This window comes from Pseudomonas sp. TE3895 (assembly GCF_056278855.1).
On record NZ_JBWBQE010000001.1, the window covers coordinates 2,031,815 to 2,050,930 of the forward strand.

The following is a 19,116-nucleotide window of genomic DNA, read 5'->3' on the forward strand; positions in this document are numbered from 1 at the left end:
TTTCCCCTGATCAAGACTTGATAGGTGTCAGCGAGCCCATGCCGGCGGGTGTCTTGATCGATGTGCAGGTGCCGGCGGGGACGTTTTTCCAGTGCATGCCGTCGTAGTCCTTCTTCGCACTGCCGGCGCAGCTGGTGCCGGCGCCGGCCTTGCAATCGTTCTTTCCTGCCATGGCGACGCCGTAGCATTTTTCCATGGCAGCGCCATTGCCGGCGGGTTGCGTGCTGTCGGCCGCCATGGCGGCGCCTGCAAGCGTGGCAAGCGCGAGCGCTGCGGTGGTGAGGGCGAGGGTTTTCATGGTCAATCTCCTGAGAGTGTGGCCGTGGTGTATACCGGCGGCTCATGGAGTAATTCGTGCCTTGCGTAAAACGGGTTACAGCCTTGGAAGAAATTTTTCAGGGCGTGTCTTCACGACCTGATGTTGAAGCCAAGGGCATGGCATATTTGCAGCACCTGCGTGCCACACGCCGGGAGCGGATGAATCAAGTCAATTGTATTCAGGGTGTAACCCAGGCGACCCATGCAGCGAACTAACTCACAGGATGAGCTCGAGGCTCGCGAGGCCCGGTTGAAAGCACTGTTGCTTCGGGGGCTGACAGGCGACCAGCTGGCCTATCAGGATTTTCTTGGCACGCTTGCGCTGCATGTGCGTGCGTTTCTGCGCAGCCGTCTGAGCAGGCGCCCGGCCGAGATAGAGGACATGGTGCAGGATGTGCTGCTGGCGGTGCATAACGCGCGCCACACTTACCAGCCGCAGCAGCCTTTGACTGCCTGGGTGCAGGCGATCGCCCGTTATAAGCTGGCGGATCATCTGCGAAGTGTTTCACGTCGCGACGCCCGGCATGATGTGCTGGACGATGATGCGCAACTGTTTGCCGTCTCGGAGGTTGAATCAGCCGAGGCCAGCCGAGACCTGACCAAGCTGCTCAAGCAACTGCCAGAGCGGCAACGACTGCCGATTGTTCATGTCAAGTTGGAGGGGTTGTCTGTCGAAGAGACGGCACAACTTACCGGGCTTTCCAGTTCAGCGGTAAAGGTTGGGATACATCGAGGTCTGAAAGCGCTATCCAGGCTGATTGGAGGAGCCAACAACCATGAAGACTGACGATTTGATTGCCTTGCTGGCCGCAGGCGAAGGGCCAGTGCCGCGCTACGCCGTTGGCAGGCGGATGGCAGTGGCTGTGCTGGGCGGGCTGACCGCAGCACTGCTGCTGACTATTACCCTTTACGGTGTACGCAGTGATATCACAGAGGTCGCACAAACCCCGTTGTTCTGGGGCAAAGTCGCCTTTCCAACCAGCTTGGCGTTGATCGGGCTGTGGTTGACGAGCCGCTTGGCCAGGCCAGGAGGGAAGGGCGCTGCAGGCTGGAAGATGCTTGGCTTGCCACTGCTGCTGGTCTGGTGCGGGGCGGCGGTGAGTATCGCCGGGGCGCCTGTGGAGGCACGCGCCGACCTGTTGTTCGGGCGCACATGGCGTACCTGCGCACTGAATATCGCGTTGCTGTCGGTGCCGGCCTTTGTCACCGTGTTCTGGGCGCTGAAAGGCCTGGCGCCCACCCGGTTACGGCTGGCAGGTGCTGCCGGTGGCCTGCTGGCGGGCTCGAGCGCAACGGTGGCCTACTGCCTGCATTGTCCGGAAATGGGCGTGCCGTTCTGGGGTGTGTGGTATGTCCTCGGCATGCTCGTGCCGACGGTGTTCGGTGCCTGGTGGGGCCCCCGCATGCTGCGTTGGTAGGCTGCACCGGCAGGCCCCACACAACTCAGAACGACGTGCTGATTGCCTGCCCTGGCTTCACAGGTTCGTGACCTCGCTTAACCCGCAACAAACCAGGGCAATGCCAGGTACAGCTTGATCACGATGACATTGATGATGTCGATGAAGAACGCCCCCACCATCGGCACCACCAGGAAGGCAAGGTGCGAGGCACCAAAGCGTTGTGTCACCGCTTGCATGTTGGCGATGGCTGTCGGTGTTGCACCCAGGCCGAAGCCACAGTGGCCGGCAGCCAGGACTGCTGCATCGTAGTTGCGCCCCATTACCTTGAACGTCACGAAGATTGCGAACAGCGCCATGACCAGTGTCTGCGCGGCCAACAAGGTAAAGAAGGGTAACGCCAGGGCTGCCAGGTCCCACAACTTGAGCGACATCAAGGCAATGGCCAGGAACAGGGACAAACTCACATTGCCCAGTACCGACACTTCCCGTTCGAATACTTTGTAAACGCCTAAAGCCCGAAGCCCATTGCGCAACACTACACCGACGAAGAGTACGCAAACGAAGGTCGGCAGTTCGAATGCTGTGCCTTTCAACAAGCCATTAAGTAATGTGCCCGTCAGTAAGCTGACAGCAATAAGTGCCAAGGTTTCTATAAATGAAAACGATGTGATCAAGCGCTCTCTGTCTGGTTGTTCAAAGCCCTTGGGTAACTGCGGTGCCTCTTCTTGCACGCCAGGTGTTTCGACCCGTTTGATCAGCAACCGGGCGACTGGGCCACCAATCAAACCGCCCAACACCAGGCCGAAAGTGGCAGAGGCCATTGCCAGTTCCGAAGCCGAAGCCAGGCCGAACCGCTCAGTGAAGGTCGCGCCCCAGGCTGCGCCTGTACCGTGGCCACCCGACAAGCTGATCGAACCGGCCAGCAGGCCCATCAGCGGGTCGAGCCCCAGTGCTGTTGCCAGGCCGATGCCCATGGCGTTCTGAACCATTAGCAAACCCGTCACAACCAGAAGGAATACGGCGACCACGCGTCCACCCTTCTTCAGGCTTGCGAAGTCTGCACTCAAGCCGATGGTAGCGAAGAATGCCAGCATCAATGGTGTTTGCAACGAGGTATCGAATTGGACGTGTACATCGAAACTGCGCAATGCCAGGAGTAACAGGGCAACGACCAGGCCGCCTGCAACAGGCTCCGGGATATTGTATGCGCGCAGGAAACCAATGCGTGCAACCAGGCCGCGTCCCAGTAGCAGTACCAACGAGGCGGCTACCAGTGTCCCGTAAAAATCGAGTTCGAACATCAGGGTACTCTTCGTTCAGGGTGACAAGCAAAATTGCAATGTCGCCATTCTACGGGGAGCACTCCAGTCACATGTGGCTGAGCGGCTAGGAAAAGTCCGATTCAATTATGGGTTTTGACCACAGCCGTCATGGTTTCCCGGGTATTCCATATTTACGCAGCCTCTGCGCGATAGCCGTGTGCGAAGTTTGCAAGCGCCCGGCCAGTTGCCGTGTTGACGGGTAGCTGGCATACAAGCGCTGTAACAGCTCGCGCTCGAAATCACCTACAGCCTGTTCCAGGCTGGCCACTTCGCCATCTTGCCCGCGTGCCACCGAGGTGCCGGCGATGTCCAGGTCGCCGATATCCACCAGGTTGCCCTCGCAGATAGCCGCAGCGCGAAAGATCACGTTCTGCAATTGGCGCACATTGCCCGGCCAAGGGTTGGCCAGCAGTGCCGAATGGGTGGAGGGGGTCAGCCGACAGGCTGGGCGCTGGATCTGTGTGCACGCCTGCTGCATGAAGAAGTGCGCCAGCATCAGGATGTCCTGGCCACGGTCGCGAAGCGGCGGTACCTCCAGGTTAAGCACGTTCAGGCGGTAGAACAGGTCTTCGCGAAAGCTGCCTTCGGCGACCATGCGCTCCAGATCGCGGTGGGTGGCGCTGATGATGCGCACATCCACCTTCACTTCACGGTCGCCACCACACCCGGCGGAAGCTGCCATCGCTGAGAAAACGCAGCAGCTTGGCCTGCAGGTAGGGCGACATTTCACCAATTTCATCGAGAAACACGGTGCCCTGGTTGGCCAGTTCCATCAGCCCAGGCTTGCCACCGCGTTGCGCGCCGGTAAAGGCTCCGGGCGCGTAGCCGAACAGCTCGCTTTCGGCCAGGCTCTCGGGCAGCGCGGCGCAGTTCAGCGCCAGGAACGGGGCCGCATGGCGGCTGCTGACGGCATGGCAGGCGCGGGCTACCAGTTCTTTGCCGGTGCCGGTCTCGCCATGCACCAGCAGCGGCGCATCGAGCGCAGCCACGCGTAAGGCGCGGGCCTTGAGGGTGCGGATGGCCGGCGACTCGCCAAGCAAGGCATCGAAGCCTTCGGCGTGGTCGTGGTGCAAGGCCGACAGGCGTTCGCCCATGCGCGAGGGGGGGTACAGCGTCAGCAGGCCACCGGCGTTGGTAATCGGCATGGCGTCCAGCAGCAGGCTATGGCCATTGAGCTGCATCTCGCGCATGGGCAGGTGGAAGTTGTTGTCCAGCAGTGCTTGCAGCAGCGCGGGGTCGCCAAACAGCTCACCCACAGAGCGCCCGGCAGATTCGCGGCCGCACAGTTCGATCAGCGCCGGGTTGGCCAACAGCACCAGGCCTGCGCTGTCCACCGCCAGCACCGGGTCGCTCATGGCGGCCAGCAGGGCATCGAGCTGCAGGTGGCGGCGCTGGCCGGGGAGGATGTCGACCACGTCCACCGATTGCACGCCGTGTACTTCGAACAGCGCGTCGTGCAGTTCTTCAAGTACGGCGGGGCTGAGGGTGGGGGCGTCGATGTAGACGTTCGGCGGGACCATCTCCACGGCGTCCAGGTTGAGGTTGCGGGCACCGAGCAGGGCGAGGACTTCCTGGGTGATGCCGACGCGGTCGATGAAGCTGACGTGGATGCGCATGGGGTTCGAACAGTTGGCAACGGAGGCCGCCAGTATGCCCTGAGACGGGGTTCAGGCCCAAGGTCGGCGGTGGCGCATTCGCGGGCGCGCCCGCTCCCACTGCCACAGGGTTGCTGCTGTCCATGCGGGGGCGGGCTTGCTCGCGAAAAGGGTCACTCCAGATGTTCAGGTTTGATCGGGTCGCCCGATTTCACGTCGAGCTTTTCGCGGATGTCTGCAAACATATGGTCATAGAGCTTGTGCGGCGAACTCAGGGTCTCGAATTTCTTCGGCGGCGCCAGATACGACTGCGCCTTGCGGGTCAGTAACATGAGGAAGCTGGGCAAGGCCTGGTCCTTGGCCAGGAAGAACTTTTCTTCCACCGTTTTGCCTTCGATGCTGCCATGCATGTGGAACTGAATGCCTCTGCCTTCCTTGGGGTCCGACACAGCTTCGTACTCGATGTTCAGGTCATAGCTGTGGTCGGCGTTGTTCAGCGCAGAGCGCTCGATGTGTACATGACCGGGCTGATACTGGGCCATGGCTATCTCCTTTGGAAGGTCGAAAATGGCGGGCCGCGTAAGCCCGCCGACTGCATTCAACGGTAGCTGATCCCCGGCTTCTCGGTGGAAACCCGAGTGCCGGCTTTGCCTTTGACGATGCCTTCGATGTTCTCCAGCGAACTGATCACCGCCACCTTGCCGGTGTTGCGGGCAAAGTCGCAGGCGGCCTGCACCTTAGGCCCCATGGAGCCGGCGGCAAACCCCAGCGTTTCCAACGCGTCCGGGTGGGCCTGGGCGATGGCCTTCTGCGTCGGCTTGCCCCAGTCAATGTAGGCTGCATCGACGTCGGTGGCGATAATCAGAAGGTCGGCTTCCAATTGCTCGGCCAGCAGCGCCGAGCACAGGTCTTTGTCGATCACCGCCTCGATGCCTTTGAGCTTGCGGTTTTCATCGTACATGGTGGGGATGCCGCCACCGCCTGCGCAAATCACGATGCTGCTTTTTTCCAGCAGCCACTTGATCGGGCGAATTTCGAAGATGCGCTTGGGTTTCGGGCTGGCTACCACGCGGCGGTACTTGTCGCCGTCGGCCTTGACCACCCAGCCCTTTTCCTTGGCCAGGCGCTCGGCCTCTTCCTTGCTGTAGACCGGGCCGATGAACTTGGTCGGGTCCTTGAAGGCAGGGTCGTTGGCGTCCACTTCCACTTGGGTGAGCAAGGTGGCGAATGGCACCTCGAAGGCCAGCAGGTTACCCAGTTCCTGTTCGATCATGTAACCGATCATGCCCTCGGTCTCGGCACCCAGCACGTCCAGCGGGTAGGCCTCGTCTGGCTTGTACGACAGGGCCTGAAGCGACAGCAGACCCACTTGCGGGCCGTTGCCGTGGGCGATGACCAGCTCGTTGCCAGGGTGAATCTTGGCGATCTGTTCGGTGGCGGTGCGGATATTGGCGCGCTGGTTGTCAGCGGTCATGGGCTCGCCGCGACGAAGCAGGGCGTTGCCGCCCAATGCAACAACGATACGCATGGTAATGTCCTTTGGTGAAAGAGGGGACGCTGCTCTCGGACCGTACCGCTCCCAGTTGTAGGAGCGGGTTTACCCGCGAATGCGTCAGCCCAGGTAAAGCTGTTGGAGCTGCCGACGCCTTCGCGGGTGAACCCGCTCCTACACACACACACACAAGGGCGGGGTGGCCGCGCTATCGAGACAGCCCTTACAGATCAGCCAGGGTCGATACCAGGATCGCCTTGATCGTGTGCATGCGGTTTTCCGCCTGCTCGAAGGCGATGCACGCTGGCGACTCGAACACGTCATCGGTCACTTCGATGCCGTTGGCCAGGTCCGGGTATTGTTCGGCGATCTGCTTGCCTACCTTGGTTTCGGAGTTGTGGAATGCCGGCAGGCAGTGCATGAACTTGGTCCGCGGGTTACCGGTGGACTTCATCAGTTCGGCATTCACCTGATAAGGCTTGAGCTGCTTGATGCGCTCACCCCAGGCTTCGATCGGCTCGCCCATCGATACCCACACGTCGGTATGGACAAAGTCGACACCCTTGACCGCGGCTTTCGGGTCTTCGGTGAGGGTAATGCGTGCGCCGCTTTCTTCAGCGTACTGCTTGCAGCGCTCGACCAGGTCGTCGTGTGGCCACAGTGCCTTGGGCGCGGCGATGCGCACATCCATGCCCAGCTTGGCACCGATCAGCAGCAGCGAGTTGCCCATGTTGTTGCGGGCATCGCCCAGGTAGGCGTAGCTGATGTCGTGCAGCGGCTTGTCGCTGTTCTCACGCATGGTCAGCACGTCGGCGATCATCTGGGTGGGGTGATATTCGTCGGTCAGGCCGTTGAACACCGGTACGCCGGCGAACTTGGCCAGCTCTTCGACGATTTCCTGCTTGAAGCCACGGTACTCGATGGCGTCATACATGCGCCCGAGCACTCGGGCGGTGTCCTTCATGCTTTCCTTGTGGCCGATCTGCGAGGAGTTGGGGTCGATGTAGGTGACGTTGGCGCCTTGGTCATAGGCTGCGACTTCGAAGGCACAACGGGTACGGGTGGAGGTTTTTTCGAAGATCAGGGCGATGTTGTTGCCCTTCAGGTGCTGCTGCTCGGTGCCCGTGTACTTGGCGCGCTTGAGGTCGCGGGACAGGTCCAGCAGATAGCGCAACTCACGGGTGGTGTGGTGTTCCAGGCTGAGCAAGTTGCGGTTGTGAATGTTGAACGCCATGACAGTTTCTCCTTGAGTTCGGTGATGTCCCGGCCGCCACTTCATGGGTGCGGCCGGGCGTAATGGTCGTTAGTAGTCGATCGGGTCGCGCACGATAGGGCAGGTCATGCAGTGGCCGCCGCCACGGCCCCGGCCCAGTTCGCCGGCGCTGATGGTGATGACCTCGATGCCAGCCTTGCGCAGCAGGGTGTTGGTGTAGGTGTTGCGGTCGTAGCCAATGACCACGCCCGGCTCGATGGCCACCACGTTGTTACCGTCATCCCACTGTTCGCGTTCGGCGGCGAAGCTGTTGCCGCCGGTCTCGACCACGCGCAGCTTGACACCCAGTTGCTCGCCCACCACTTCGATGAACGACTTGTTGATGCGGCGTACATCCATTCCGTAAGGCTTGCTTTCGTCCGGGCGGATGATGAATGGCACAATCTCTTTCACCACTTCCGGGAAGACCGTGACCAGGTCGCGGTCGCAGAAGCTGAAGACAGTGTCCAGGTGCATGGCGGCGCGGGACTTTGGCAGGCCGGCGACGATCACTTCCTTGACGGCGCCCTTGGCAAACAGGTTTTGCGCGAGCTGGCCGATGGCCTGGCGCGAGGTGCGCTCACCCATGCCGATGAGCACGATGCCATTGCCGATCGGCATCACATCACCGCCTTCGAGCGTGGCATTGCCATGGTCCTTGTCCGGGTCGCCATACCACACCTGGAAGTCGGCCTCGGTGAACGCCTTGTGGAACTTGTAGATGGCGGTGGTCAACAGGGTTTCCTGGCGACGCGCCGGCCAGTACATCGGGTTCAACGTCACGCCGCCGTAGATCCAGCAGGTGGTGTCGCGGGTGAACTGGGTGTTGGGCAGGGGTGGCAGGATGAAGCTGGAGTGGCCCAGGTAGTCGTTGTACATCTTCACGACTTCGGCGCCTTCGCTCTGCGGCAGGTCCTGGCCTGCCACGCCGCCGATCAGGAATTCGGCCAGGTGGCGTGGCTCCAGGCCTTCGAGCCAGCTGCGCACTTCGTTGGTCAGGCCTACGCCGACGGTGTCAGGGGTGATCTTGCGGTCGAGGATCCACTTGAGGGCCTCTTTGTTCTGCACGATATCGGTCAGCAGGTTGTGCATCTCCAGCACATCCACACCACGCTCGCGCATCTTGGTGACGAAGTCGAAATGGTCACGCTTGGCCTGGTCGACCCAGATCACATCGTCGAACAGCAGTTCATCACAGTTGCTCGGCGTCAGGCGCTTGTGCGCCAGGCCCGGGGCGCAAACCATCACTTTGCGCAGTTTGCCGGCTTCGGAGTGGACACCGTACTTCTGTTTTTCAGCGGACATGGTTTCATTCCTCCAATTGAGCGAAGACGTGGGTCAAAGGGTCAGGAAGCCGTCATACAGGCCAAAGGCTGCCACCAGGGCGCCAATGACCACGGCTGCGAAGATCAGTTTTTCCACGTTGGTGAAGACCGGTTTGCCCACCTCACGCTTGGCCTTGGCGAACAGGATGGCGCCAGGTGCGTAGAGCAGGGCTGAGAGCAGCAGGTATTTCACGCCGCCGGCGTACAGCAGCCAGATGGCGTACAACAGGGCGATGCCACCGATGATCAGGTCCTTCTTGCGTTCGGCCAGGGCCTGTTCGTAGGTTTCGCTGCGCAGTGCCAGCAAGAACGCATAGGCTGCCGACCACAGGTAGGGGACCAGGATCATCGAGGTGGCGAGGTAGATCAGAGACAGGTAGGTGCTGCTTGAGAACAGCGTGATGACCAGAAAGATCTGCACCATGGCGTTGGTCAGCCACAGGGCGTTGGCCGGTACCTGTTTGGCGTTCTCGCGGCGCAGGAACTCCGGCATGGTGTGGTCCTTGGCTGCGGCGAACATGATCTCGGCGCACAACAGCACCCACGACAGCAGCGCCCCGAGCAGCGAGATGACCAGGCCGACGCTGATCAGCACCGCCCCCCAGTGGCCGACCACATGCTCCAGCACGGCAGCCATCGATGGGTTCTGCAGCTTGGCCAGTTCCGGTTGAGTCATGATGCCCAGCGACAGCACGTTGACCAACACCAGGAACAGCAGCACGGTCACGAAGCCGATCACCGTTGCCTTGCCCACGTCGGTGCGTTTTTCCGCCCGCGCCGAGAAGATGCTCGCGCCCTCGATGCCGATGAATACCCACACGGTAACCAGCATCATGTTGCGCACTTGGTTCATGACGCTGCCAAGCTCTGGCGTGCCTACGGCCCAGATATCGGCGGTGAAGATGTCGAGCCTGAAGGCGAACAGGCAGATCAGGGCGAACAGCACCAGCGGCACCACTTTGGCCACAGTGGTGACCAGGTTGATGAAGGCTGCCTCCTTGATGCCGCGCAGTACCAGAAAGTGCACCGCCCACAACAGGATCGACGCGCCAATGATGGCGGCTGGGGTGTTGCCTTCACCGAAGATCGGGAAGAAGTAACCCAGGGTGCTGAACAGCAGTACGAAGTAGCCGACGTTGCCCAGCCAGGCACTGATCCAGTAGCCCCAGGCCGAGGAAAAGCCCATGTAGTCGCCGAAGCCGGCCTTGGCATAGGCATACACCCCGCCATCCAGGTCAGGCTTGCGGTTGGCCAGGGTCTGGAACACGAAAGCCAGGGTCAGCATGCCGACCGCGGTGATCCCCCAACCGATCAACACGGCCCCAACCCCTGCGCTGGCGGCCATGTTTTGCGGCAGCGAGAAGATCCCGCCGCCAATCATCGAACCGACGACAAGTGCAACTAATGCGCCGAGCTTTAGTTTTCCGGATGAATCAGACATTTAACAACTCCTGCCAGGAGAAAGTTGACGACAGAATAGATCCGACGCCGTTGCCTTGACCTGACTTACGTCAGTTTAAGGCGACGTGAAGGTAGGAAATTTCCTTCACGGGTGCTCCTGGAGAGTGCCGACAGCTTGAGCTGCAGGCCTTGTGTGCTGGCACCTCCATGTCCTTCTAGAGCAAACGCTCTGTTCAGCCTGCGAAGCTTGAAACTAGCCGCTTTTGCCGCTTTAGCAAATTTTTCACAAGAATTTCGAGTTTTATCAGTTTCTTTTCTAGTTGCTGGACTGCTGCTAGTTTTGAGGGAGCAGGTACATAGACAAAGCAGTTATTAGTGATATAGGTTGGGCGCACGGCTTCAGTATAAGTAACGGTATTTATATAGCCAGCAAGGCTGTTTCAAACGCATGACAGGCTGGAAGAAAGGGAGGCTCATGAGCGAACCGGGACAGAAGCTGCGCCTGGGCGCGCTGATCGCGCTGGTGGTCGGGTCAATGATTGGCGGCGGTATCTTCTCGCTGCCGCAGAACATGGCCGCGCGTGCTGATGTGGGCGCAGTGCTGATCGGCTGGGGGATCACCGCAGTCGGCATGTTGGCCCTGGCCTTCGTGTTCCAGACCCTGGCCAACCGCAAGCCGGAACTGGACTCAGGGGTATATGCCTACGCCAAGGCCGGCTTTGGCGAGTACATGGGCTTTTCCTCGGCCTGGGGCTACTGGATCAGCGCCTGGCTGGGCAACGTCGGCTACTTCGTACTGCTGTTCAGCACCCTGGGTTTCTACTTCCCGGTGTTCGGCGAAGGCAACACACCCATCGCCATCGGTTGTGCCTCGCTGCTGCTGTGGTCGGTGCACTTCCTGGTACTGCGCGGCATCAAGGAGGCGGCCTTCATCAACCAGGTCACCACCGTTGCCAAAGTGGTGCCTTTGCTGATTTTCGTGGTGATCGCGGCATTTGCCTTCCGCGCCGATATCTTCACCCGGGATATCTGGGGCTTGAGCAACCCACAATTCGGCAGCGTGCTGGAGCAGGTGCGCAACATGATGCTGGTGACCGTATTCGTGTTCATCGGCATAGAGGGTGCCAGCGTGTATTCCGGGCGCGCCCAGCGTCGGTCAGACGTGGGCAAGGCCACGGTCATCGGTTTTCTGGGTGTGCTGGCGCTGCTGGTGCTGGTCAACGTGTTGTCGCTGGGCATCATGACCCAACCGGAACTGGCCGGGCTGCAGAACCCCTCGCTGGCCTCGGTGCTGGAGCATATCGTCGGCCCCTGGGGCGCCTTGCTGATCAGCCTCGGCCTGGCGGTCTCGCTGCTTGGCGCCTTGCTTTCATGGGCGCTGCTGTGTGCCGAAATCCTTTACGCCACGGCGCGGGACAAGACCATGCCGCGCTTTCTGGCCAAGGAAAACGCCAACCATGTGCCGGCTAACGCCCTGTGGCTGACCAACTGCATGATTCAGGGTTTCCTGCTGATTACGCTGTTCTCCGCCGGTACGTACACCAGTCTGATCTACCTGGCCTCGTCGATGATCCTGGTGCCCTACCTGTGGTCTGCGGCGTATGCCGTGTTGCTGGCGATGCGCGCAGAAACCTATGCCGGGCAGCCGAAGTTGCGGCGCAAGGACTTGCTGGTGGCGCTGGTTGCCCTGCTGTATGCCGTGTGGCTGCTGTATGCCGGCGGGCTCAAGTACCTGCTGCTTTCGGCGCTGCTGTACGCCCCCGGCGTCATCTTGTTCGCGAGGGCCAAGCATGAGCAGGGGCAGACGTTGTTCACGGCCTGGGAAAAGCTGATTTTCGCCGCCGTGCTGGTGGGTGCCGCGCTGGCGGCCTACGCCTTGTATTCAGGGCTGCTGAGCTTGTGACGGGGCAGGGCAGGCGTGTTCCGGGCGTGACCAGATCCACAGGTTGCCCAGGGTCATGCCGGCGATTGCCAGGAACACCGGCCAGTGGTGTTCCAGAAAGGTCAGCATCAGGCCTGCGCACAGTAGCATGCTGATGGTTGCGCTGACCTTGGCCCGGCGCTGGATCACCTTGCCGTTGCGCCAGTTATGCAGAATTGGCCCGAACAGCCGGTGGTTCTCCAGCCATGCCGACAGGCGCGGTGAGCTGCGCGTGGCGGCCCAGGCGGCCAGCAGGATGAACTCGGTGGTCGGCAAGCCAGGAATCACAATGGCGACCAGGCCCACCCCGAGGCTCACGTAGGCCAGGATTCCATACAACAGGCGGGCGAGTTTCGAGCGGGCTGGTCGGGTCATGTTCTCACTGCATAAAACGGTTCGGCCACCGGAGGGGTGGCCGGCTACGGCGTATCAGACCAGCGCGGCATCCGCAGCGTAGGCGTGCTTGAGCAGCTCGGTGAAGCGCTCGAAAGCGGCCACTGCACCGCGCTCGGCAGCCGCTTCCTCTTCCGGCGAGAGCGCCAGGCCATCGAGGATGCGGGTGAACTGCTTCCAGCCTTCGGCACGGCCACCGGCGGGCTCCCCCAGGTGACGGGCACCGAAGCTGTCGGACAGTTCCAGGGCCACGGCACGCTTGATCAGAAACGCAGCGCCCAGTTTGGAGCCTTCGGAGACGAAGATCCAGCCCATTGCCTCGCCCAGGCTCGGCTTGCCCACGGCACCCGGTACGGCGGCCGGTACTTCGGTGTCGAGGTCGGCGAGGTCCAGGCGGGCCTGCTCGGCACGGCAGCGCTCAGCCAGATCAGGGACGATGGCGATCAGCTGAGGGTCGTTGTACAGGGCCTGCAGCTCGGACTGGAACAGGTACTGCGCGACGACGAAGCGGGCGAAGCTTTCGCGGCTGTCGAAAGGCGCGTGGGATTTGACCAGGGCATCCAGTTCGGCGTGCGGGGCGTGGGTGATCTGGTTCAGGCGCTGGGAGCGCAGGGATGGGCGTTCGGTCATGGGGCAGTCCTTGGAAAGAGGGCGTCTAGATACAAGACGAAACAGCGGGAGCGGGACAGTAAAAAAAGCCGGTATTTGTGTTGCCAGTACCCGGCCTCTTCGCGGGTTTACCCGCAAAGAGGCCGGTACAGACGTAACGCCTCAGATATCCCAAACCACATTGATACCGAAGTTGCGCCCCGGCATGGTCAGGCGGTCGATGTTGGCCGGCTGGGTCACAGCCGCCTCACCCTGGCCGTCGTAGCTGCGCACCGAATCCCACTGCCAGTATTTCTTGTCGGTAAGGTTGTACAGCCCGGCATTGATGGTGACGTCGTCGGTGACCTTGTAGTAGCCGGTCAGGTCCAGCACACCGTAGCCCGGGGTGCGGAACTTCGAGGTAGAACCGTCAGGCGAATAAAAGGTGCTGTCGTCGACACGGGTCTTGCGCTTGACCAGCGTCCAGCTCAGCAAGCCACCGTAGTTCTGTTGCTCGTAGCCCAGGCCGAATACGCCCTTGAGCGGGTTGACACTGTTCAACGGTTGACCGGTGTCATCGTTACGACCATAGGTGTAGGCAATCGAGGTTTGGGTATAGAGGCCCTGCGGTGCGCCGAAGTGGTCGAGGTTCAGGCGGCCCTTGAATTCGGCACCCTTGATCGTGGCGTGCTTGATGTTGTTGGCCTGGAAGGTCTGTTCCAGGTTGGCGCTTTGCACGGCATCTTCGTCGATGAAATCACGGTACTTGTTGTAGAACACTGCCACGTCGAAGTTGCCGGCGTCGAAGTTGCCACGCAGGCCGGTTTCGTAGCTTTTGCTCTTTTCAGGCTCAAGGTTCGGGTTGCCCTCCACGCGGTAGCCTTGATCCAGGTTCTGGAAGCGGCCATACATGGCTTTGGCGGTCGGCGTGCGGAAGCCCTCTGCATATTGGCCGTACCAGGTGTAATTGTCGTTGAAGGCGTAGGTCAGGCCGAACTTGGGCGAGACGCGGTGCCACTTCTTGTCCGAATCGTCCTGGGAGGTAGGCGCCGTACCGCTGGACTCCAGACCACGCAGGAATTCCTCGGTGAATTTGGGCTCCATACGGGTGTAGTCGTAGCGCGCGCCGGGCATGAAGGTCCAGTTGTTCCAGCGGATTTCATCCTGCGCGAACAGGCTGTAGGTATTCACGGTCGGGTCCGGGAAGTCGCTGACCAGAACCTGGCCGTCTGCCGGGCGTTCGGCGCCGGCGGCGGAACAACCGGATCCTACGGTCAAGCAGGTACCGGTACCGCTGCGCGAACCGGTGACCTTTTCGTGCTTGAGCGTGGTGCCGTAGGTCAGCAGGTGGTCGGTGGCGCCGATGCTGAAGGCCTTGTCCAACTGGGCGTCGAACACCCACTGGCGGTCCTTGTAGGTGGTATCGCGGGTGCGCAGCACCTGGCGGCCAGGCGGCACGTAAACTTCCTCTGTGTGCTGGTCGGTCTTGGCAATCTGGTAGTTCAGGCTCCACTTGACGTGGTCGGCGACCAGCGAGTCCAGGCCGAATTCATGGTTAATGCCGAAGCGCTCGCGGGTGATGGTGTCGTTGCCATTACGCGCCTTGTAGTAGCCCATGCCACCAAAGCCGGGGATGAACGGCCCACCCACCGCGCTGAGGATGTTCTGGTCGCGGTCATCCTTGTAGCGCTCGTAGGTGAACCCCAGGCGCGCGTCGTCGGCGTAGTTCCAGCCCAGCTTGGCCAGCACGTTGGTGGTGCGCACGTCCATCGGGTTGGCTTCGGTGCGCGACAGGCCGTCGCCACTGTGGCTGCCGTGGGTTTCTGTCTCGTGGCCGTTGCGCTGGCTCAGGTGCAGCAGGCCGTCGAAGTCACCCTGGCGGCCGGCGACGGTGGCGGAGGTCAGCCAACTTTCGTCGGCCGAGCTGTAACCGGTTTTCAGGCGTGCACCCACGTCTTTACCGGGCTTGATGATGTCGTCCGGGTCGAGGGTGAAGTAGCTCACCGCACCGCCGATGGCGTTGCTGCCATACAACACCGAGGCTGGGCCGCGGAGGATTTCCACACGTTTGACGATTTCCGGGTCGACGTAGTTGCGCTGGGTCTGGGCGTAAGGGCCGTAGAAGAAGCTGTCGGGGATCGACACGCCGTCGACTTGGGTGAGGATCCGCTCGCCGTCGATACCACGGATGTTGTAGCCGTTCAGCCCGCTGCGTTGGCCGGTTCCGGATACCGACACACCCGGCTCGTAGCGCACCAGATCCTGGATATTGTTCACGTTCTGCCGGTCCAGTTGCTCACGGGTCTGCACGCTGACAGTGCTCGGCACCTGGCTGACGTCCTGTGCGCTGCGGGTGGCGCTGACGGTCACCTGCTGCAGGGCGATCACGTTGCTTGCGGTTTGGCGCTCCAGTACCACATTGCCGTTGCTGATCTTGCGAAAACTCAGCCCGGTACCCCGCAACAGGCGCTTGAGGGCAGCATCTGGCGGCAGCGAACCTTGTACGCCTGGCGAAGCCACGCCGTCGGCCAGCTCGGCGCTGAAGCCGACCTGCCAGCCGGTGACCTGGCTGAAGGCGTTGATCGCCGACACCAGCGGCTGCTGGCCGATGCTGAAGCGGTAGTCGCCCATGCGCGGGCTGCTGGCCTGGGCCGGCTCGGCGGCCAGCGCCGGCAGGCTGCAGGCGCCGCTGGCGAGCAGGGCAAGGGTCAACAGGGACAGTTGTCCTGTACGGCGGGGAAGGTTGGACGAGCGGGTAGGACCAGTGGACATCGGAAGCGCTCCCAGACGCGCGGGCTGTTATAGGTGATGGCTGTTCTCGTTCTCAAACAAGAATCAGTTGCATTGGCTATAACGAGACGGGCGGGCGAGTGCGATCGCGTAAAAATAATTCAGGGGTCAGTTCAGGATGACCAGCGCCGGGTACTCATGCAGTTGTGCCGAGGTGATGTGGGCCAGTGCGCGCAGGGTTTCCAGTGGCTGGTCGAGGCGGTAGTTACCGGTGACGGCAACGTGCTCCAACTGCGCATTGCGGTTGATGATCCAGCCCGGGTAGTAGCGCTGCACTTCGGCCAGCACCTGGCTCAACGGGCAGTTCTCGAACACCAGGCGGCCGTCGATCCAGGCCAGGTCCTTGTGCATGTCGGGGCGCTGGCGCTGGCCAAAGCCCTGGGGGCCGACGCTGATGCTGTCGCCGGCACTCAGGCGGATGCGCTGGTCACGCTCCCCCTGCAGGTCGACATCGCCGCGTTGCACCCGTACCTGGGCCTCGCCGTCAAGGTAGCGCACGGCAAAGTCGGTGTCGCGCACCTGTGCGCGCAACGGCCCGGCTTCCACCTCCAGCGGCAGCTGCGCGCCCTCGGGGACCTGGAAGTAAGCCTCGCCCTGTAGCAGGCGGGCGACCTGGCGGCCGTCCTGGCGTTCGCTGGCGAATGCCGAATTGGTGTTGAGCAGCACTTTTGCGCCGTCTTCCAGTTGCAGGCGCTGGCGCTCGCCGACCACCGTAAGGTGGTCGGCCTGCAGGCGCATGGGCAGGTTACCGACGGTGAACAGCCCGACCAGCAACAGCGCTGCGGTGGCCAGGGGTTTCCAGTGACTGCGCAGGCGCCCGCGCCATGAGCGGCGTTGCTGCTGGTGCATGTGCGTGGCCACCTTGTGCAACGGCGTACCATTCCACACCGCCTCGGCTTCGACATAGGCCTCGGCGTTTTCGGGCGCGGCGCTCAGCCAGGCTTCAAAGGCCTGGGTGTCTGCGGCATCTGCGCATTGCAGGCGCACCAGCCAGTCCAGCGCCTCGTCCATGGCACGAGCACGGGCATCAGGCCTGGCAGGTGACGGGCGAGGGGCAGGGCTGTCGGTCACGGTGAATCCTTGAATGGTTTTTTGCGAATGATCAAGGCTAAGGCGGGGTGTGGCAAGGGCTTTGCGTTGCCGTTCGCCTGGGGTCAGCTTACTTGAGTCGTTCGGCAACACCCATGCAGATTGCCATGATCAGTTTCAGTTCCTTTTGTACCGTGCTGGGCGAAACACTCAGTTGTTCGGCGATTTCCAGATAGGTGGCGCCATGCAGGCGGCTGAGGATGAAAATGCGTTGTTGGCGTTCGCTCAGTTGATTGAGGCTGACGCTGAGTTGCTTGAGCAACTGCTCGGCGTGGGCGGCATCCTCGCTGCTGGTGGCGGGCGCGGCGACACTGTGCAGCACTTCGTCGGGCACGTCGTCGACCAGCATGCGTGCCTGCACCCGGCGTGCACGCAGGTGGTCCAGCGCCAGGTTGCGCGCGGTCTGAAACACGAACGGCTCGATGTGCTCGATGGGCCGCTCGCCCAGCGCGCGGGACACCCGCAGGTAGGTTTCCTGCAGCAGGTCTTCGGCCGTGCTGGGGTTACCGACCATGCGCTGCAGGGTACGCAGCAGGGTGAGGCGCTGAACGAGGAAGACGGAATTGAACCGGGACTGACTCACGGGGGGACCTGGCCGACGAAAGGCTAATGATAATGCTTATCATCTGTGCCGCAGGTCAAGTGTGGAAGTATCAGGAAAAGGTAAAGATTGTAGTCGCGGGATGCCGTGTGCTTTTTTGTGGGAGCGGCCTGCAACCTTGAGCCTGCCCCAACCATTCATCGGTCACGGTGCGTTATACCTTGGTCGACGACCACGTTTGCCACGAGGCCTGAGCAACCCCTGTGGGAGCGGCCTTGTGTCGCGATAGGGCCGCAAAGCGGCCCCAGCAATCTAGGCATGATGCGGAGATCCTGGGGCCGCTGCACGGCCCTTTCGCGACGCAAGGCCGCTCCCACAGGGATCGCGCCAGCTTTTAGAAATTGAGCAAGACAGTTGCCCCCACACGGGTCGCGTCAGCCAGCCCGGTGCAGCGCCAGGCAGTTGTCCAGCATCCGGTTGCTGAACCCCCACTCGTTGTCATACCAGGCCAGCACCTTGAGCATCCGCCCGTTGGCCCGGGTATGGTTGGCATCGAAGATCGACGACAGCGGGTTGTGGTTGAAATCGCAGGAAACCAATGGCAGGGCGTTGTAGCCCAATACCTTGGAATGCTTGCTGGCCTCGAGGAACAGCTGGTTGACCTGCTCGGCCGTGGCCTCGCGCTTGAGGTTGACGGTGAGGTCCACCAACGACACGTTGATGACGGGCACCCGCACCGCCATGCCGGTCAGCTTGCCGGCCAGCTCCGGCAGCACCAGGCCCACGGCCTCGGCGGCACCGGTCTTGCTCGGGATCATCGACTGGGTGGCTGAACGCGCACGGTACGGGTCGCTGTGGTAAACGTCAGTCAGCACCTGGTCGTTGGTGTAGGCGTGGATGGTGGTCATCAGGCCTTGCTCGATGCCGAACTCCCGGTGCAGCACCTGGGCGATCGGCGCCAGGCAGTTGGTGGTGCAGGAGGCATTGGAAATGACCTGGTGCGAGGCACGCAGGATGTCGTGGTTGACCCCGTATACCACGGTGGCATCGGCACCCTTGGCCGGTGCCGAGACAATCACCTTGCCCGCCCCGGCGGCCAGGTGCGCAGCGGCTTTGGCGCGGTCGGTGAACAGCCCGGTGCACTCGAACACCACGTCGATCGCCTCGGCCTTCCAGGGCAGTTCGGCCGGATTGCGAATGGCACTGACCGCGATACGGTCCCCGTTGACCGTCAGGCTTTCGTGGTCGGCCTCGACGGTCGCGTCGAAGGTGCCGTGGACACTGTCGTACTTGAGCAGGTGGGCGTTCATGGTGCTGTCGCCCAGGTCGTTGATGGCGACGACCTGCAGGTCCTGGCGGTAGCCTTGGGTATACAGTGCGCGCAGGACATTGCGCCCGATTCGGCCGAATCCATTGATGGCGATGCGAAGGGTCATGGCAGTACCTCTGGCAGTTCGAGTGAAACCTATGGCACAAAGGAGCTTCACTGAAACGGTTTTGTTGTTGGAATTACAAGATTATTCACTGGCTGATAGAAAACAAGCCTTTTTAGTGGCAGTATTTTGTTTAAATATACAACGAGTGGTTGGGCAACGTGCCTCCACCGATGCAGCGGGCTCCTAACCATGAGCCTAGGCCGCAATCGTTTGGAGGGGAAATGCCCGGTAAACCGCCCTTACAATTAGCCTG

Annotated in this window: 17 protein-coding genes and 1 pseudogene; 4 read left to right on the forward strand and 14 right to left on the reverse strand. The window is 61.6% G+C overall.

Translation table 11 applies throughout. The annotated features are described in order from the left end of the window. Window positions 1-10: 10 nt before the first annotated feature. Window positions 11-298: a BufA1 family periplasmic bufferin-type metallophore gene (locus tag ACZ889_RS09175; protein WP_010952179.1), complete on the reverse strand. Its 288-nt coding sequence runs from the start codon at window positions 296-298 to the stop codon at window positions 11-13. Window positions 299-520: 222 nt separating this feature from the next. Here ACZ889_RS09175 and ACZ889_RS09180 point away from each other — a divergent pair, with 222 nt between their 5' ends. Together ACZ889_RS09180 and ACZ889_RS09185 are read left to right on the forward strand one after the other, a co-directional pair. Next, window positions 521-1,105 (forward strand): sigma-70 family RNA polymerase sigma factor, encoded by a 585-nt coding sequence (locus tag ACZ889_RS09180; RefSeq protein WP_003255081.1) that lies wholly within the window; start codon window positions 521-523, stop codon window positions 1,103-1,105. Further along, entirely contained in the window at window positions 1,095-1,736 is a 642-nt protein-coding gene (locus ACZ889_RS09185) for a DUF1109 domain-containing protein (protein ID WP_476257322.1), read from the forward strand. The genes ACZ889_RS09180 and ACZ889_RS09185 overlap by 11 nt, the downstream gene beginning before the upstream one ends. 77 nt (window positions 1,737-1,813) lie before the next feature. On the opposite strand, the gene gltS is transcribed toward ACZ889_RS09185, so the two are convergent. From gltS to arcD (ACZ889_RS09220), 7 genes and pseudogenes are all read right to left on the reverse strand, one after another. Beyond that, on the reverse strand, window positions 1,814-3,019 hold the full coding sequence (gene gltS / locus ACZ889_RS09190; RefSeq protein ID WP_180688780.1) for a sodium/glutamate symporter: 1,206 nt from the start codon (window positions 3,017-3,019) through the stop codon (window positions 1,814-1,816). 127 nt (window positions 3,020-3,146) lie between these two features. Beyond that, window positions 3,147-4,656: pseudogene (locus tag ACZ889_RS09195) on the reverse strand (sigma-54-dependent transcriptional regulator). Window positions 4,657-4,808: 152 nt separating this feature from the next. Further along, complete coding sequence (locus ACZ889_RS09200) at window positions 4,809-5,177, reverse strand: DUF5064 family protein (RefSeq protein WP_003255077.1); 369 nt, start codon at window positions 5,175-5,177, stop codon at window positions 4,809-4,811. Window positions 5,178-5,233: 56 nt separating this feature from the next. Next, window positions 5,234-6,163, reverse strand: a complete 930-nt coding sequence (gene arcC / locus ACZ889_RS09205) for a carbamate kinase (RefSeq protein ID WP_047605011.1) — start codon at window positions 6,161-6,163, stop codon at window positions 5,234-5,236. A 187-nt stretch (window positions 6,164-6,350) separates the two neighbouring features. Continuing rightward, a complete protein-coding gene (locus tag ACZ889_RS09210) occupies window positions 6,351-7,361 on the reverse strand; it encodes an ornithine carbamoyltransferase (protein ID WP_180688779.1) in 1,011 nt (336 codons plus the stop codon). Between the two features lie 69 nt (window positions 7,362-7,430). Then, window positions 7,431-8,684, reverse strand: a complete 1,254-nt coding sequence (gene arcA / locus ACZ889_RS09215) for an arginine deiminase (protein WP_003255072.1) — start codon at window positions 8,682-8,684, stop codon at window positions 7,431-7,433. Window positions 8,685-8,717: 33 nt separating this feature from the next. Beyond that, window positions 8,718-10,145 (reverse strand): arginine-ornithine antiporter, encoded by a 1,428-nt coding sequence (gene arcD / locus ACZ889_RS09220; RefSeq protein ID WP_003255071.1) that lies wholly within the window; start codon window positions 10,143-10,145, stop codon window positions 8,718-8,720. Between the two features lie 435 nt (window positions 10,146-10,580). On the opposite strand from arcD (ACZ889_RS09220), the gene arcD (ACZ889_RS09225) reads away from it, so the two are divergent. Beyond that, entirely contained in the window at window positions 10,581-12,008 is a 1,428-nt protein-coding gene (gene arcD, locus ACZ889_RS09225; protein WP_180688778.1) for an arginine-ornithine antiporter, read from the forward strand. On the opposite strand, the gene ACZ889_RS09230 is transcribed toward arcD (ACZ889_RS09225), so the two are convergent. The 6 genes from ACZ889_RS09230 to gap form a co-directional block, all read right to left on the reverse strand. Beyond that, window positions 11,988-12,401, reverse strand: coding sequence for a YbaN family protein (locus ACZ889_RS09230; RefSeq protein ID WP_003255065.1), 414 nt, complete (start codon window positions 12,399-12,401; stop codon window positions 11,988-11,990). The genes arcD (ACZ889_RS09225) and ACZ889_RS09230 overlap by 21 nt on opposite strands. A 54-nt stretch (window positions 12,402-12,455) precedes the next feature. Further along, a complete protein-coding gene (locus tag ACZ889_RS09235) occupies window positions 12,456-13,049 on the reverse strand; it encodes a biliverdin-producing heme oxygenase (RefSeq protein WP_180688777.1) in 594 nt (197 codons plus the stop codon). 141 nt (window positions 13,050-13,190) lie between these two features. Then, window positions 13,191-15,779, reverse strand: a complete 2,589-nt coding sequence (locus ACZ889_RS09240; protein WP_180688776.1) for a TonB-dependent receptor — start codon at window positions 15,777-15,779, stop codon at window positions 13,191-13,193. Window positions 15,780-15,905: 126 nt separating this feature from the next. Then, window positions 15,906-16,868 (reverse strand): FecR family protein, encoded by a 963-nt coding sequence (locus ACZ889_RS09245; protein WP_180688775.1) that lies wholly within the window; start codon window positions 16,866-16,868, stop codon window positions 15,906-15,908. A gap of 88 nt (window positions 16,869-16,956) precedes the next feature. Continuing rightward, window positions 16,957-17,469 carry an RNA polymerase sigma factor gene (locus ACZ889_RS09250; protein ID WP_180688774.1) on the reverse strand — a complete coding sequence of 171 codons (513 nt, stop codon included), beginning with the start codon at window positions 17,467-17,469 and terminating at the stop codon, window positions 16,957-16,959. Between the two features lie 392 nt (window positions 17,470-17,861). Beyond that, window positions 17,862-18,863, reverse strand: a complete 1,002-nt coding sequence (gene gap / locus ACZ889_RS09255) for a type I glyceraldehyde-3-phosphate dehydrogenase (RefSeq protein WP_014589858.1) — start codon at window positions 18,861-18,863, stop codon at window positions 17,862-17,864. Between gap and ACZ889_RS09260 the strand changes: the two genes are divergently transcribed. Beyond that, the gene (locus ACZ889_RS09260) at window positions 18,862-19,050 is read left to right on the forward strand and encodes a hypothetical protein (protein WP_135007147.1); all 189 of its coding nucleotides are present in this window, start codon (window positions 18,862-18,864) and stop codon (window positions 19,048-19,050) included. The genes gap and ACZ889_RS09260 overlap by 2 nt on opposite strands. The last annotated feature ends 66 nt before the right edge of the window (window positions 19,051-19,116 follow it).